This window comes from Bordetella genomosp. 13, assembly GCF_007679965.1.
Lineage (GTDB): Bacteria > Pseudomonadota > Gammaproteobacteria > Burkholderiales > Burkholderiaceae_B > Bordetella.
The window spans coordinates 80,571-95,615 of sequence record NZ_VEHL01000002.1; the positions used below are offsets into that span (position 1 = coordinate 80,571).

At 67.7% G+C, this 15,045-nt stretch carries 16 protein-coding genes; 4 read left to right on the plus strand and 12 right to left on the minus strand.

Translation table 11 applies throughout. The features are described 5' to 3' along the window. Nucleotides 1-7 precede the first annotated feature (7 nt). Nucleotides 8-568 carry a cob(I)yrinic acid a,c-diamide adenosyltransferase gene (locus FS845_RS06225; protein WP_144631492.1) on the minus strand — a complete coding sequence of 187 codons (561 nt, stop codon included), beginning with the start codon at nt 566-568 and terminating at the stop codon, nt 8-10. Between the two features lie 228 nt (nt 569-796). Here FS845_RS06225 and FS845_RS06230 point away from each other — a divergent pair, with 228 nt between their 5' ends. Then, nucleotides 797-1,093, plus strand: coding sequence for a copper-binding protein (locus FS845_RS06230; RefSeq protein ID WP_260986187.1), 297 nt, complete (start codon nt 797-799; stop codon nt 1,091-1,093). A 209-nt stretch (nt 1,094-1,302) separates the two neighbouring features. Here the strand turns inward: FS845_RS06230 and hslU are convergent, their stop codons facing one another. The 8 genes from hslU to FS845_RS06270 form a co-directional block, all read right to left on the minus strand. Next, nucleotides 1,303-2,637, minus strand: coding sequence for an ATP-dependent protease ATPase subunit HslU (hslU, locus tag FS845_RS06235; protein WP_144631496.1), 1,335 nt, complete (start codon nt 2,635-2,637; stop codon nt 1,303-1,305). A gap of 63 nt (nt 2,638-2,700) precedes the next feature. Continuing rightward, nucleotides 2,701-3,240: an ATP-dependent protease subunit HslV gene (hslV, locus tag FS845_RS06240; RefSeq protein ID WP_144631498.1), complete on the minus strand. Its 540-nt coding sequence runs from the start codon at nt 3,238-3,240 to the stop codon at nt 2,701-2,703. Nucleotides 3,241-3,391: 151 nt separating this feature from the next. After that, nucleotides 3,392-3,643: a hypothetical protein gene (locus FS845_RS06245; protein ID WP_144631500.1), complete on the minus strand. Its 252-nt coding sequence runs from the start codon at nt 3,641-3,643 to the stop codon at nt 3,392-3,394. Then, a complete protein-coding gene (locus tag FS845_RS06250; RefSeq protein ID WP_186332183.1) occupies nt 3,634-4,905 on the minus strand; it encodes a patatin-like phospholipase family protein in 1,272 nt (423 codons plus the stop codon). Before FS845_RS06250 ends, FS845_RS06245 begins: the two co-directional genes overlap by 10 nt. 99 nt (nt 4,906-5,004) lie before the next feature. Then, nucleotides 5,005-5,274 (minus strand): patatin-like phospholipase family protein, encoded by a 270-nt coding sequence (locus FS845_RS06255; RefSeq protein ID WP_144631504.1) that lies wholly within the window; start codon nt 5,272-5,274, stop codon nt 5,005-5,007. A gap of 186 nt (nt 5,275-5,460) precedes the next feature. After that, nucleotides 5,461-5,925: an RNA polymerase-binding protein DksA gene (gene dksA / locus FS845_RS06260; protein ID WP_086080601.1), complete on the minus strand. Its 465-nt coding sequence runs from the start codon at nt 5,923-5,925 to the stop codon at nt 5,461-5,463. Nucleotides 5,926-6,070: 145 nt separating this feature from the next. Continuing rightward, a complete protein-coding gene (locus FS845_RS06265; protein ID WP_144631506.1) occupies nt 6,071-7,141 on the minus strand; it encodes a CobW family GTP-binding protein in 1,071 nt (356 codons plus the stop codon). A gap of 348 nt (nt 7,142-7,489) precedes the next feature. Next, a complete protein-coding gene (locus tag FS845_RS06270; RefSeq protein WP_144631508.1) occupies nt 7,490-8,002 on the minus strand; it encodes a Fur family transcriptional regulator in 513 nt (170 codons plus the stop codon). A gap of 316 nt (nt 8,003-8,318) precedes the next feature. Here FS845_RS06270 and FS845_RS06275 point away from each other — a divergent pair, with 316 nt between their 5' ends. The 3 genes from FS845_RS06275 (at nt 8,319) to FS845_RS06285 (ending at nt 12,454) form a co-directional block, all read left to right on the plus strand. Next, entirely contained in the window at nt 8,319-8,906 is a 588-nt protein-coding gene (locus FS845_RS06275) for a DUF1007 family protein (RefSeq protein WP_260986217.1), read from the plus strand. Continuing rightward, nucleotides 8,897-10,129: a nickel/cobalt transporter gene (locus tag FS845_RS06280; RefSeq protein WP_144631513.1), complete on the plus strand. Its 1,233-nt coding sequence runs from the start codon at nt 8,897-8,899 to the stop codon at nt 10,127-10,129. Before FS845_RS06275 ends, FS845_RS06280 begins: the two co-directional genes overlap by 10 nt. A 120-nt stretch (nt 10,130-10,249) precedes the next feature. Further along, nucleotides 10,250-12,454, plus strand: coding sequence for a TonB-dependent receptor domain-containing protein (locus tag FS845_RS06285; protein ID WP_144631515.1), 2,205 nt, complete (start codon nt 10,250-10,252; stop codon nt 12,452-12,454). Here FS845_RS06285 and xerC read toward each other — a convergent pair whose 3' ends face one another. From xerC to dapF, 3 genes are read right to left on the minus strand one after another with little or no spacing between them, the layout of a single operon-like run. Beyond that, nucleotides 12,455-13,423: a tyrosine recombinase XerC gene (gene xerC / locus FS845_RS06290; protein ID WP_144631517.1), complete on the minus strand. Its 969-nt coding sequence runs from the start codon at nt 13,421-13,423 to the stop codon at nt 12,455-12,457. It lies immediately after the preceding gene. 23 nt (nt 13,424-13,446) lie between these two features. Continuing rightward, nucleotides 13,447-14,121 carry a DUF484 family protein gene (locus tag FS845_RS06295; RefSeq protein WP_144631519.1) on the minus strand — a complete coding sequence of 225 codons (675 nt, stop codon included), beginning with the start codon at nt 14,119-14,121 and terminating at the stop codon, nt 13,447-13,449. A 10-nt stretch (nt 14,122-14,131) separates the two neighbouring features. Beyond that, nucleotides 14,132-15,043, minus strand: coding sequence for a diaminopimelate epimerase (gene dapF / locus FS845_RS06300; protein ID WP_144631522.1), 912 nt, complete (start codon nt 15,041-15,043; stop codon nt 14,132-14,134). Nucleotides 15,044-15,045 lie beyond the last annotated feature (2 nt).

The following is a 15,045-nucleotide window of genomic DNA, read 5'->3' on the forward strand; positions in this document are numbered from 1 at the left end:
GCTACCTTCAGTCCGCTTGGCGCGCGTTGGGGCTGGTCCACAGCACGTCGGGCTGGCCGGCCGCGCGGTTCAGGTGCCGCGCCAACACGAACATCAGGTCCGACAGGCGGTTCAGGTACTGGCGCGACGCGGCCTGCACCGGTTCGGTGTGGGCCAGCGCGACCACGGCCCGCTCGGCGCGGCGCGCCACCGTGCGGGCCACGTGGGCCAGCGCGGCGGCGCGGCTGCCGCCGGGCAGGATGAATTCGCGCAGCGGCGGCAGGGCGGCGTTGTAGTGCGCCAGCCGCGCGTCCAGGCGCGCCACCTGCGCCTGCGCCAGGGCCACGTGGCCGGGAATGCTCAGTTCGGCGCCCAGGTCGAACAGGTCGTTCTGGATGGCGCGAAGATCCGCCGCCACGTCATCGGGCAGGGTCTCGGCGCACAGCACGCCCAGCGTGCTGTTGAGTTCGTCCACGTCGCCCAGCGCGGCGATGCGCGGCGCGTCCTTGCCGGTGCGCGACCCATCGCCCAGGCCGGTGGTGCCGTCGTCGCCGGTGCGGGTGGCGATCACGGAAAGACGGTTGGCCATGCGGGTCTCCTGGTGCGGCGGGGAAGGGGGACATCCTAGCACCCGGCGATGGCCGCGCGCCGTCGCAGCGAAGTGCCCGGGCGGTCGAGGACGGAGGTGTGCCGGTTGCGTATTCAGGCGTGCGCGACCGCCCGCTGTAATCACCTGTAGCGCCAGGATCGGACCCGAAGCGGACCGCGGCGCGCAGGGTGCGCTATGCTGAATGCTGACATGCAGGAGGTATCACGCATGAAGTATTCATTCCGACAACGCGCCGCCACGGCGGCGATCCTGGCGGTCGTGGCCATGGCGCCCGCGGCCTACGCCCAGCAGGCCAGCGCCAGCGGCGAGGTGCGCCGCGTGGATCAGGCGGGCGGCAAGGTCACGCTGAAGCACGACGCCATCTCCGCGCTGGAACTGCCCGCCATGACGCTGGTATATCAGGCCGATCCGGCCATGCTGGCCGGCATCAAGCCGGGCGACAAGGTGAGCTTCACGGCCGAACGCAAGGACGGCAAGTACGTGGTCACCAAGATCTCGAAGTAGTCCGCAAGCGCCATGGCTGGCGGCCTCCCTGGCTTGCCACGCCGAGCCATCGGCCGAAGGCCGCCCGGCGACGCGCGCATTTTCGCACCGACATCGAACGGCTGACGATGCGTCCGATGCATTTCTTCTGAATGCACAACGGGCCCGGGTTTACGCCCGGGCCCGTGGTCTGTGCGGTAGATCGGCCGCCCGCCTGGGGCGACGGTGGCCTAAAGCACGTAGCGCGCCAGATCCTGGCTGCCTGCCGTCTCGGCCAGTTGCTCGTCCACGTAGGCCGCGTCGATCTTCACCGTGATCGCGCCTCGCGTGCTGGCGTCGAACGACAGGTCTTCCAGCAGCTTTTCCATCACCGTGTACAGGCGGCGCGCGCCGATGTTCTCGGTGCGCTCGTTGACCGAGAACGCGAGCTCGGCCAGGCGCGCGATGCCGTCGTCCGTGAACTCCAGCGTGACGTCTTCCGTGGCCAGCAGCGCCGTGTACTGCTTGATCAGCGACGCATCGGTGTCGGACAGGATGCTGATGAAGTCCTTGGCGGTCAGCGAATCCAATTCGACGCGGATGGGGAAGCGGCCCTGCAGTTCGGGGATCAGGTCGGACGGACGCGCCAGGTGGAACGCGCCCGAGGCGATGAACAGGATGTGGTCCGTGCGCACCATGCCGTAGCGCGTGTTGACCGTGGTGCCTTCCACCAGCGGCAGCAGGTCGCGCTGCACGCCCTGGCGCGACACGTCGGCGCCGCCCGTTTCCTGGCGCGCCGCGATCTTGTCGATCTCGTCCAGGAACACGATGCCGTTCTGCTCGACGTTGGCCACGGCCACGGCGCGCAGGTCTTCCTCGTTGACGCGCTTGGCGGCTTCTTCCTCGACCAGCAGCTTGAAGGCTTCCTTCACCTTCATCTTCTTCGGCTTTTTCTTTTCCTTGGCCAGTCCGGCGAACATGCCGCGCAGCTGCTCGGCCATCTCTTCCATGCCGGGCGGCGTCATCACGTCCATCTGCGGCATGGCCTGGGCGACCTCGATCTCGATCTCCAGGTCGTCGATCTTGCCTTCGCGCAGACGCTTGCGGAAGGTCTGGCGCGCCGTGCCGTCCTCGCCGCGTTCGGGATCGCCGGTGGCGGTGCGCGCCGGCGGCACCAGCGCGTCGAGGATGCGGTCCTCGGCGGCGTCTTCCGCGTGGCTGCGTACGCGGCGCATCTCGATCTCGCGCGTCTGCTTGATGGAGTATTCGGTCAGGTCGCGGATGATGGTGTCGACGTCGCGGCCCACGTAGCCCACCTCGGTGAACTTGGTGGCCTCGATCTTGATGAAGGGCGCGTTGGCCAGCTTGGCCAGGCGGCGCGCGATCTCGGTCTTGCCCACGCCGGTGGGGCCGATCATCAGGATGTTCTTGGGGTGGATCTCGTGGCGCAACGGCTCGGCGACCTGCTGGCGGCGCCAGCGGTTGCGCAGCGCCACCGCCACCGCGCGCTTGGCGCGGTTCTGGCCGATGATGAACTTGTCGAGTTCGGAGACGATCTCTCCGGGAGTCATGGTCGATGCGGACATGTGGAATTCCAGAGTGGCAGGCAGCGCGCGGGCATGGGCCGCGAGCCGGCGGGCGGCCGGGGCTTATTCGCCCAGCTTTTCGATCACGTGGTTCTGGTTGGTGTAGATGCAGAGGTCGCCGGCGATTTCCAGCGATTGCTTGACGATGTCCTCGGGCGACAGCTCGGTGTTGCGCAGCAGCGCCAGCGCGGCGGACTGCGCATACGCGCCGCCCGAGCCGATGGCGGCCAGGCCGTGCTCGGGTTCGAGCACGTCGCCGTTGCCGGTCAGCACCAGCGTGTGGTCGGCATCGGCCACGATCAGCATGGCTTCGAGGCGGCGCAGCACGCGGTCGGTACGCCAGTCGCGCGTGAGTTCGACGGCGGCGCGCATCAGGTGACCCTGGTGCTTCTCGAGCTTGGCCTCGAAGCGTTCCTGCAGCGTGAATGCGTCGGCGGTGGCACCGGCGAAACCCGCCAGGATCCTGTCGTGATACAGCCGGCGGATCTTGCGCGCCGTGCCCTTGATGACGATGTTGCCCAGCGTGACCTGTCCGTCACCGCCCAGCGCAACGCGATTGCCGCGGCGGACACAGACGATGGTGGTAGCGTGAAATTGTTCCATGCGCTTTCCTTCCTATGAGGGAAGTACGTGGGGATGGCGCGGGGGATTTCAAGCGCTTGCGCCGGTGAACGCCATCCGCGCTGCAATGACGAACGTGGCAAGCTCGCGGGAGGCCGTATCCGGGGATTCGGCGACCCCGGGCGCCCCTGGTCTAACGGAACCGACGGGAAGGATTGCCGAGGATGTCGCGAATCTTCGCCATGATCTGCTCACGGCTCGCGTCGGAGTTATTCAACGCCGCTTCCAGATCGAGTGATTCCTGGACCCGACGAGCGGGCTGCTCGGGACCCACGAAGCCTTCCGGCACGTGGCGGGCGGAGACGGCAAAGCCGAGGTTCGACTGGCGCCAATCGCCGGTCTCGACCGTCCTGGTGCCGTGCTTGTCATGGATTCTTATAGCCATGAGAATGCCCTCCGGGCCAGATTGCCCAAATCGTTCCTGCTGATGAAGTTTAACGCAGATCGATGTATGCCGTCGGCCAGCATCCTGAGCTGAATTTCGTTACTGATCAACGCCTTATCCAATTCTATGGGCGAGTCGATGATGGCGACCACCGCCAGGTTGGCGTCGACCTCATCATGCACGCCGCCGGCATCCGTCATGGCTTCGACAGGCAGCAGGATCATCCATTTGCTGTCTGGATACAGTCTGTCGTTCGACGCGGCGTCGTCCCGGAAAATTTCCATGTTCGTGTCTTTTGCCGCGCGTTCTTGCCATGCCAGGCCGACGCCCGATTGCAGCGCCAGGTGAAAGGATGAAGGCTGACCCGTATGGCCGACTTCATAGGCGATGGTCAGAGTCATCTTGCTCGTCGGCTTTTGTATGGCCAGCGCGATGCGCAGTTCCCAGTCGCGGTTCAAGGGCGCGGGGGCGATTCGGGCGGCGACGTGCTCCAGGGTTTTTTCGAGCAGTGCCCGCATCCGTCGTGGAATCTCCGTCATTTCCAGCGCCAGGCGATAACTGGCTGTCTGGCGAGCCAGTTCGATGTTCTCGCTGAAGCGGGCAAATCCCGCGTCGAAGTCCAGCAGGTGCAAGGCGCTGGGCAGCCGGATGTGCACGAGCCGGTTTACGCCTCTCATGTGCAATTCCGGAGGACCGGCAACCACCGTGTTGATCGCTGCCAGCAGCCAATGTCGTGAATGTGCATCGCGGGCGGCAGGCGGCTCCAGGCCGAAGGCAATGGTGGCTGCGCCAGGATCCAGCAAACGCTCCTCGTCGAATGGCCAGACCGGGAGGTTGGACATCACGCCGCCGTCGAGGTAACTGCGCATGGCAGCCTGGCCGTGCGCCATGGAATGAAAGCGCCAGATCCTGAAAATGAACGGCAGGCAGATGGAAGCCGCTACCGCATCGGCAACGGCGACACCGGGAGTGGTTTCATGGCAAAAGAGCGCCAACGATTGATCGCTCAGGTTGGTGGCGACCAATTTGAGCGGCAGTTTGCCGTGGTCCGTCAATTGCTTGAATGTGATGTCGCGCTGGTTCGGCGTGCCGATCGCCTCCGCCAGGGCCTCATCCACGAGGTTGCGTATCCTGTCCAGGGGAGCAAGACCGGAATGGATCCGGGCGATCACGAGCCCGGTGGTGCCCATGATGCCCAGCAATAGCGCGAAGGAGGTGCTTGGCGCCCAGTGACCGCCGGCCAACACGATGACGGCGGCCAACAGGCGTCCGCAGATGCGTAGGCATCGCGGCAGCAGGCGCCAGGTATTCAGCGCGATCGATGAGCAATGTCCCATCGTGCGCAGGCTGGATATCGTCCACTAGCCCCGACGCGTGAACAATCTGGTCGGGTTTCGATATCGGCCGCCAGCGATCCGCTGCAACAGGTGCGACTTTTCTGCGATGTTCAGCATCTGGCAGCTGCTGTATCCCGCGGCGACCAAGGCTGCCACCAGAGCGCCAGCCGAGGTGCCTGACACGCCCTTGATCGGCAAGCCGAGGGATTCGACCGCGGCCAGACCGCCCACGTGTGCGATGCCGCGTGCGCCGCCTCCCTGGAAGGCGAGATAAACCGGTGTCATGGCGGGCATGCCGTTTCCTTGAGATGAGGCGTCCCGATGCTACCTGCTGCAAGTACGACGCACATGTCGCAAGTGCCGGTTTTCTCACGGTCACGCCCGCGCCTCATGGAGGCTGCCGCCAAACAAAAGGCCATGCAAAAAGGCCATGCCGATGCGGCATGGCCTTTCAGGGGCGTAGGGCAGCGGATACGGCGATCAGTCGCCGTACAGCTTCTGGCGCATTTCGCGGCGTTCCTGGGCTTCCAGCGACAGGGTGGCCGTGGGGCGGGCCAGCAGGCGCGGAATGCCGATGGGTTCGCCGGTTTCTTCGCACCAGCCGTATTCGCCGCTGTCGATACGGGCGATGGCCTGCTGCACCTTTTTCAGCAGCTTGCGTTCGCGGTCGCGCGTGCGCAGTTCCAGCGCGTGTTCTTCCTCGATGGTGGCGCGGTCGGCCGGATCGGGGACGAATTGCGTTTCGCGCAAGTGTTCCGTGGTTTCGCCGGCGTTGGCCAGGATGTCTTGCTCGAGTTGCTTGAGCCGTTCCTTGAAGAACGCCAATTGGCGGTCGTTCATGTAATCGGCCTCGGTCATGGCCAGCAATTCTTCTTCGCTGGGCAGATCAATCGCCGTTTCGTTCGCCGACTTGCTTGATTTCTTGGTTGCTGCCTTGGTAGCCATGAAAACACTCCAAATGAGCGGTCCGGGCGCGGCGCTGATGTTGCACCGGCTGGACCGTATAACCTGTTGTAGCGGCGCTAAGCGATCCTCGCACTACGTTCTTGTACTTTGCGTTGCGGTGTTCGCAATGCATGCCCGGGCGGGATCAGCCGGCCAGGCACTGCTCCAGGCCACGGGTGAAGATTTCCTGGGGCAGCTTGCGACCGATGAAGACCATCTTGGTATTGGGCTTCTCGGAAGACGTCCAGGGTTTGCCGGGTTCGGCGCCCATCATCATGTGCACACCCTGGAACAACATGCGGCGGTTGATGCCCTTCATGTACAGGATGCCCTTGTAGCGCAGCAGGTCGGGGCCGTAGACCTGCACCACGCCGCCCAGGAATTCCTCGAGGCGGGCCGGATCGAACGGTTTGTTCGAGCGGAACACGAACGCGCCGATGTCGTCGCTGTGATGATGGTGGTGCTGGTGATGCGCGTGATCGCAATCCTCGCCATGTTCATGGTCGTGATCGTGGTCATGCGCGGCGTCGGGGTGTTCGTCGGCCAGGAAGTCGGGGTCGATGTCCAGGATCGAGTTCAGGTTGAAGCCGCTGATGTCGATGATGGACTTGAGGTCGGCTTCGCCGAAATGGACCGGCGTGATCGGCGCGCGCGGGTTGATCTTCACCAGGCGCGCGCGCAGCGCTTCGTAGTCGACGTCGTTGACCAGGTCCTTCTTGGAGACCAGGATGCGGTCGGCGAAACCGACCTGCTTCTGGGCCTCGTCCTGCTCGTCCAGCGTGGCCATGCCGTGCTTGGCGTCGACCACCGTGACGACCGCGTCCAGGCGGTAGTACTCGGCGATGTCGTCGTCCATGAAGAACGTCTGGCACACCGGGCCCGGGTTGGCCATGCCGGTGGTTTCGATGATGACGCGCTCGAACGTGAGTTCGCCGGCCTGGCGCTTGGCGCGCAGGTCGGACAGCGTGCGCATCAGGTCGCCGCGCACGGTGCAGCAGACGCAGCCGTTGGACAGCTCGATGATTTCCTCGTCGCGCTCTTGCACGAGCAGGTCGTTGTCGATGCTTTCCGGCCCGAATTCGTTCTCGATCACCGCGATGCGGCGACCGTGGTATTCGGTGAGGATGCGTTTGAGCAGGGTCGTCTTGCCGGCACCGAGAAAGCCGGTGAGGATGGTGACGGGAACCATTTTGTCCACACTGCGCGGGGTATTCATGGCGAAGCTGCAAGCTAGTGTCGGAAGCACGCGGGAAAGGCGTGCCGCCGAGTGGTGGGACCGACTAATCGCCGACCGGACGCAGGATTACAGCACAGTCGGGGGCACTGGGCAAACCCCTGGAAGACCCTGCAAGGCCAGACGGCAAATTGCGGCAATATCCGGCCACATTTAGCGCCGGATGCCGGGAGAACACGGCAAATGGGGGCGGAGTGCGAGAATTCAAGAGTGACGTTTTCCCCGCTTCTCACCCATCCGGCGGTAGCCGTTCGGGCAGTAACGGCAAGCACCGTGCCTGGACCGGCCGCAGCGGGATTACGCCACCTGCGCCGCGGCGGAAGGCGGCGCTCAGTGCGCGTGGGCGTGGCCGTGGTGATGGCCGTGATCGGCCGCCGCCTCTTTCTGGCATTGGGGGCACAGGGCGCGGATCTCGGTCTCGTGCGTGGCCAGGGCGTAGCCGGTCTGCGCCACGCGTTCGGCCAGCTGGCGGCTCATGGCGGGGTCGCTCAGTTCGGCCACGGCGCCGCAGCGCGTGCATACCACCAGCAAGTCGTGCGGCGCGCCGGCCGCGTCGTGACAGGCGCTCCAGGCATTGACCGCGTCCAGCCGGTGCACCAGGCCTTCCTCCATCAGGAAGTCGAGGGCGCGGTAGACCGTGGGTGGGGCGGCGCCGGGATGCACCGCGCGCATGGCCTCCAGCAGTTCGTAGGCCTTCAGGCTGCGGCCATGGCGCAGCAGCAGCTCGAGCACCTTGCGGCGGATGGGCGTCAGGCGGCGGCCCCGTTCGGCGCACAGGGTCTCGGCCAGCGCGAGCTGGTCGCTGACGGCATCGGGCCGGGTGGTATCGGACGGGGCTGACATGGCTGAATGAGTGGCGTGAAGGTGCGGCGCGGAGGGCGCCGCCAAAGCCGGACGGTAGCAGAAATACCGGGGTGGCGGGAAGCGGGCCACGCCGCTAACTTGTTATGATATAACATAAAATTCCCTGCCAATACTTTCTTCGCCGTCCTTGCTCATGGCCCTGGCTTCGTTCATTTCCTATTCGGCGCTGGCGGACGCGGGACGTCCCTGCCGTTCCTTGGAGCGGGTCGGCGGCATGATGCGCCGCCGCCTGGCCGCCCTGGCTGCCGCCCTGTGCGCCGCGCTGGCCGCGCCCGCCGTGTCGGCGCATCCCCACATGTGGATCGACGGCCGCGCCAGCGTGGTATTCGACGCGCAGGGCCGGATGTCGGCCGTGCGGCAGCAGTGGCGCTTCGACGAGATGTTCGCCGCCTACGCCGCGCAGGGACTGCCCACGGAACCCGACGGCAGCCTGTCGGCCAAGACCATGCAGGCCATGGCCGACGACTGGATGCAGGCGCTGGGCGCGCCGATATCGCATTACTTCACCACCGTCGAGGTGGACGGCCGCAAGCAGGCATTCGGCAAGCCGCGCGATGCCCGCGTCACGCGCGATGCCAAGGGGTTGCTGACGCTGTCCTTCGTGCTGCCGCTGGCCAAGCCCGCGGCGCCGGGCGCGCAGGGCGTGAAGGTTGACGTGTTCGACCCCACGTATTTCGTGGCCTACGCCTTCGACCAGCCCGATGCCGTCTCGCTTCAGGCTGCGCCGGCGGGCTGCAGGCCGTCCTATCGGCCGCCCAGGCCGCTGGATTGGAAGACCATGCAGGAATTGGCCGCCATTCCCGCCGACGCCGACGGGTTGCCCGAAGAGCTGATGGCGATCACCAAGGGCCTGACGCATCGCATCGAGGTCGCATGTCCGTAGGCCGCCGCGGTCGTGCCGGCGCATGGGTGGCCGGCCTGGCTCTGGCGTGGCTGGCCGCATGGCCGCTGGTCGCGCTGGCCGCGCATCCCTTCGGCGTGCCGGAGGCGGGCGGCGCGGGCGGGGGCGGGCCGGGATGGCTGTCGGGCGTGTTCGCGCAGGTGGCCATTTGGCAATCCCATTTCTACCGCCAGCTGACCGGCGCGCTGCGCGCCTGGCAGGCCGAGGGCGGCGCGGGATGGACGCTGGTCGGGCTGTCTTTCGCCTACGGCGTCTTCCACGCGCTGGGGCCGGGGCATGGCAAGGCGGTGATCTCGGCCTACGTGCTGGCCAATCGGCAGACCGCCCGCAACGGCGCGGTGCTGGCGATGATCTCGGCGCTGATCCAGGCGCTGGTGGCGATCGCGGCGGTGGCGGTGCTGGCCTGGCTGCTGAACGTCACCGCGGCCACGATGAACCGCGCCACGCAGTGGCTGGAGACCGCGTCGTTTTCGCTGATCGTGGCGCTGGGGGGCTGGCTGGTGTGGCGCAAGGCCGTGCGGCCGTTGCTGGCGGGACGGCGGTGGGGGCACGGGGAGCATGGCCGCCATGATGCGTCCCCCGACTCTTTCCGCCATGCGCAGGGGCACGGAGGCTCGCGGGACCATGCGCACGATGGGCGCGTGCACGGCCATGCGCACGATCACGCTCATGGTCACGCGCCGGGGCAGGCGCGCATGCACGATCGCGGCCACGGCCACGATCGCGGCCTTGCCCACGAAGACGTTCGTGGCCACGATCACGGCCCGGCCCATGTGCCCCTCGTGCATGCGCACGATCATGCCCACGTCCACGTCCACGACGACGACTGCGGCTGCGGCCATGCCCACGTGCCCGATCCTCGCGACGTCGAGGGCAAGCCCACGCTGCGCCGTTCCCTAGCGGCATTGCTTGCCGTGGGCTTGCGGCCCTGCAGCGGGGCGCTGATCGTGCTGGTGTTCTCGCTGTCGCAGAATTTCTTCGGCGCCGGCATGGCGTCGGCCCTGGCGATGGGGCTGGGCACCGGACTGACGGTGGCCGCGCTGGTGATGCTGGCCGTCCTTGCACGCGATACGGCCGGGCGATTCGGTTCGGCCCTGTCGGCCGCATGGGCGGCGCGCCTGCGATATTTCATCGAGGCGGCCGCCGCGTTCGCCGTGCTTGCCCTGGGGGCGCTGCTGTTGGGTGGGCAACTGGCCGCGGCCTGATTTGCCGCGATCAAGGCCCACCGATGGCCTGTGATGACATTCCGGCCATTGTTTCAGAGTCAGTATGTTATATCATTACTTAAATTGACCTGAAACAACATAACAGAAAGAGGAATCCCCATGCATCGCAGTCCCCAACGCTTCGGTCTGGCGCTGGCCGTGGCGCTCAGCGCCCCGCTGGCCGACGCCCAGACGGTCGACAGCGCGGAAGCGGCCGGTGGCGCAGCTGCCCGCCGCCCGTCCGAAGTCATCGAACCGGACGGTCGGGCCGCGATCGGTCGGGCCGCGATCGGTCGGGCCGCGAACGGTCGGGCCGCGGACGGCCGGGCCGCGGACGGCCTGCGCACCACTACGCTGGCGCCGGTCACCGTCTCGGCCAATCCGCTGGGGCAGGACGCGGACAGCATGGCGCAGCCGGCACTGGTGCTGGATGCGGCCGAGCTGGCGGTGCGGCGCCAGGGCACGCTGGGCGGCACGCTCGACGGTTTGCCGGGCGTCCATGCCGACACGTTCGGCGCGGGAGCGGGGCGTCCGGTGGTGCGCGGGCAGACCGCGCCGCGCGTGAAGGTGCTGTCCGACGGCAGCGAGGTGATGGACGCGTCGGGCATCTCGCCCGACCATGCCGTCACCGTCGAGCCCCTGCTGTCCGAGCGCATCGAAGTGCTGCGCGGCCCGTCGACACTGCTGTACGGCGGCGGCGCCATCGGCGGCGTGGTGAACGTGATCGACCGCAAGATCCCGACCGAGGTGCCGGCCAAGGGCATCGACGCGGAAGTCGAGGTGCGCGGCGCCACCGGCACCAAGGAACGCGCCGGCGCGGCCGGCATCACCGCGGGCGCGGGCGATTTCGCGGTGCGGGTCGAAGGCCTGAAGCGCCGCACCAGCGACTACCGCGTGCCGGACTGGTCGGACAGCAAGGTGCTGGGCTCGTACAGCGAATCGTCGCAGGGCTCGGTGGGCATGTCCTGGATCCGGCCGCGCGGCTACATCGGCGTGGCCTTCACCGCGCTGGACAGCAAGTACGGCCTGCCCGGCCACAGCCACGAGTACGAAGGCTGCCATCCGCACGGCACGCACCTGCATTGCGGCGGCCATGATGACCACTACCATGGCGAGGAAGAGGAAGGCCACGAAGGGCACGACCACGACCACGACCACGCGCATGAAGACGCGCCCTACGCCAAGCTGCGCAGCCGCCGCGTCGACCTGCGCGGCGAATACCTCGATCCGTTCGCCGGCTTCGAGAAGGTGCGCTTCCGCGGCGGCCTGACCGATTACCAGCACGACGAGATCGAGGGCGGCACGGTCGGCACGCGCTTCAAGAACCGCGGCTACGATGCGCGCCTGGAGCTGACGCACAAGCCGTGGATGGGCCTGCACGGCGTGGTCGGCCTGCAGTCGTCGTACAGCGACTTCCGCGCCGAAGGCGAGGAGGCCTTCCTGCCGCGCAGCAAGACGCGCAGCACCGGCCTGTTCGTGCTGGAGGAGTACCGCATCGGCCAATGGCGCTTCGAGGGCGGCGCCCGCCAGGACTGGCAGCGCGTCAAGCCGGATGGCGACCTGTCCCACTCCGACAAGTCGGCCACCTCGCTGTCGGCCGCGGCCATCTGGGACTTCGCGCCGCAGTACTCGCTGGCCCTGTCCGTGTCGCGCTCGCAGCGCCTGCCGTCGGCACAGGAGCTGTATGCCGACGGCGTGCACCTGGCCACCAACACCTATGAGCTGGGCAATGCGGACCTGAAGAAGGAGACCTCGCGCAACATCGACCTGACGCTGCGCAAGCATGCGGGCGACACCACCTTCACCCTGAGCGCCTTCCACAACCGGGTGCGCAACTACATTTATGCCAACACGTTGGACCGCTACGAGGACTTCCGCCTGATCGAGTACACGCAGCGCGACGCCGAGTTCGTCGGGGTCGAGGGCGAGGTGCGGCATCGCTTCACCAACGTGCTGTCGGCGGCCGTGTTCGGCGACTACGTGCGCGGCAAGCTGACCAGCGGCGGCGGCAACCTGCCGCGCATTCCGGCGGCCCGCCTGGGCGCGCGGGCCGATGCGCACTGGCAGCAGTGGTCGGGTGGGGTCGAGTACTACCACGTGTTCCGCCAGGACGACATCGCGTCGTATGAGTCGGATACGCCGGGGTACGACATGGTGAATGCCTCGCTGGCCTACCGCACCAGGCTGGGCGCGGTGGACTACGAGATCTACCTGCGCGGCAACAACCTGCTGGACAAGCTGGCGTACAACCACGCGTCGTTCATCTCGCGCGCGGCGCCGCTGGCGGGCCGCAGCGTGCTGCTGGGCGTGCGCGCGACGTACTGATCAGGACTTGCGGCCGGCGCGCGGATGCGCCTGGTCGTAGGCGCGGGCCAGGTGCTGGAAATCGAGCCGCGTGTAGATCTGGGTGGTGGAAATGTTGGCGTGGCCCAGCATCTCCTGCACCGCGCGCAGGTCCTGCGCGGATTGCAGCACGTGGCTGGCGAAGCTATGGCGCAGCACGTGGGGATGCACATGCGCGGGCAGTCCGGCGGCCTGCGCCAGCGCGGCCAGGCGTGCCTGCACCACACGCGGCGAAATGCGCTTGCCGCGCGCGCCCACGAACAGCGCCGCCGCGTCGTCCGGCGTGCCGCCGGCGGCCAGCTGGCCGCGCACGTCCAGCCATTTGCGCAGCGCGTCCAGCGCGGCGCGCCCCACCGGCACCGAGCGGCGCTTGCCGCCCTTGCCCAGCACGATGACTTCGGCCGAGGCGGCGTCGAGCCAGCCTGAGGATTCGTAGCCGGCATCGCGCGTGTACTGCAGGTCCAGTCCGGTGAGTTCGGACAGGCGCAGGCCGCTGGAATAGAAGAGTTCGAACATGGCCGTGTCGCGCGCCGCCGCCGGATCGTTGGACGGATGGGTGGCGGCGTGGTCGAGCAGGCCCTGGGCCTGTTCGACCGACAGTGCCTTGGGCAGGCCGCGCGGCGCCTTGGGCGCACGCACGCCCGCGGCAGGATTGCCGGGCAGGTTCGCCTGGGGCGCCCACCATTGATAGAAGCCGCGCCACGCGGCCAGCAGGCGCGCCAGGCTGCGCGGACCGAGGCCCTGGGCATGCAGGCGCGCCACGAACTGGCGGATGTGGCCGTTGGACAGGTGTTCGATGGGCTGGTTGGCCTGCCGGGCCAAGTCGGCCAGGCGGCGCAGGTCGCGCGCGTAGCCGTCCAGCGTGTGGGCGGCATAGCGGCGGTTGGCCTGCAGGTGGCGCAGCCACGCCTGCATGGGATCGGCCAGGGCGGCGGACGGTTCGGTCGTCATGGGCGCGCCCGGCGGTCGGGCATTCAGTCGGCGGGCGCGGCCAGGCGGTTCAGCGCGGCCGACGCCAATTGGCCGATGGATTCGAGAAAGGCCGTGCCCATCTCGGGGTCGAAGCGTGCGGGGTCGTCGGCGCCCAGCACCAGCAGGCCCACGCTGGCCGCGTCCTCGGACTGGCGCAGCGCCACCAGCGCCAGCGAGCGCGGCTTGGCGGGCAGCCATGCGGCAGCCTCGAATTCGGCGTCGTTGCCGCAGTAGGGCGTCTTCAGGCTGTCGGCGAACGTGCGTACGTCGGCGGAGACGGCCTCGGCATAGCCGTTGTCCTGCGCCAGGCCGGGCAGGTTCCAGAGCCGCAGCGCGATGTGGTCGACGTCGAACTGTTCGGCCAGGCCCATGGCGATGGCGCCGGGCAGCAGCTGCGCGTCGCGCTCGGCCAGCAGCCGCTGGCTCCAGCGTGTGATGCGCGTGCCGATGGATTCGTTGGCGGTGGCGTTGCGCACCAGTTCGTTGATGCGCCATTCGAGGTCGCGCACGCGTTCGCGTAGCGTGAGGATCTGCCGTTCGCCCAGCGATATGGTCTGCGTGCCGTGCGGATGCGGCACGCGCAGCAGGGCGAAGACCTCTGGGTGCTGGTCGGGGAAGTCGGGATGCTCGCGCAGGAAATCGGCGACGTCCTGGGCGGAAAACGTGGATGAGGTCATGGGTGCCGGGTCAGCGGTTCAGGGCCAGGGAGAAGACCAGCTTGTCGATGTCGACCTGGCCGGCGAAGACGGATTCGGCGGGGCCGGTCATGCGCAGCTGCGCGCCGTCCCAGGCCACGGTGAGCACGCCGCCGCGGGTCTGCACGCGCACCGGGCTGGCCAGCAGGCCGCGGCGGATGCCGGCGGCCACCGCCGCGCAGGCGCCCGTGCCGCAGGCCAGGGTTTCGCCGGCGCCGCGCTCGTACACGCGCAGGCGGATGCTGTGCGGATCGACCACCTGCATGAAGCCCGCGTTGACGCGCCTGGCGAAGCGCGGATGCGACTCGACCAGCGGACCGATGATGCCCACCGGGGCGGTGTCGACGTCGTCGACCACCTGCACCGCATGGGGGTTGGAGATGGCCACCAGCGACAGGTCCACCTGGCGCGGCAGGCCGGCCGGCGTGTCCAGGTCGAGTTGCCACAGCGTGTCGTGGTGCTGCCGGCGCGAGGCCAGGCCGGCCGTGTCGAATGGCAGCGCGGGCGCGTCGAAGCGGGTGGTGCCCATCTCGACCGTGACCTGCGCGTCGTCGCCCTCGTCCAGCACGATGATGCCGGTGGCGATCTCGGCGCGCAGCGGGTTGCGGTCGGACAGGCCCTGTTCGTGCACGAAGCGCACGAAGCAGCGCGCGCCGTTGCCGCAGTGCTCGACTTCGCTGCCGTCGGCGTTGAAGATGCGGTAGCGGAAATCGGCGTCGGGACGCGTGGCGGGCTCGACCAGCAGGATCTGGTCGGCGCCCACGCCGAAATGGCGGTCGGCCAGGGCGCGGGCGCGCTCGGGCGTCATGGCTATGGTTTGACGCACGCCGTCGAGCACGACGAAGTCGTTGCCCGCGCCATGCATCTTGGTGAAGTTCCAGATCATCGCAGGATTATCGCTCAATC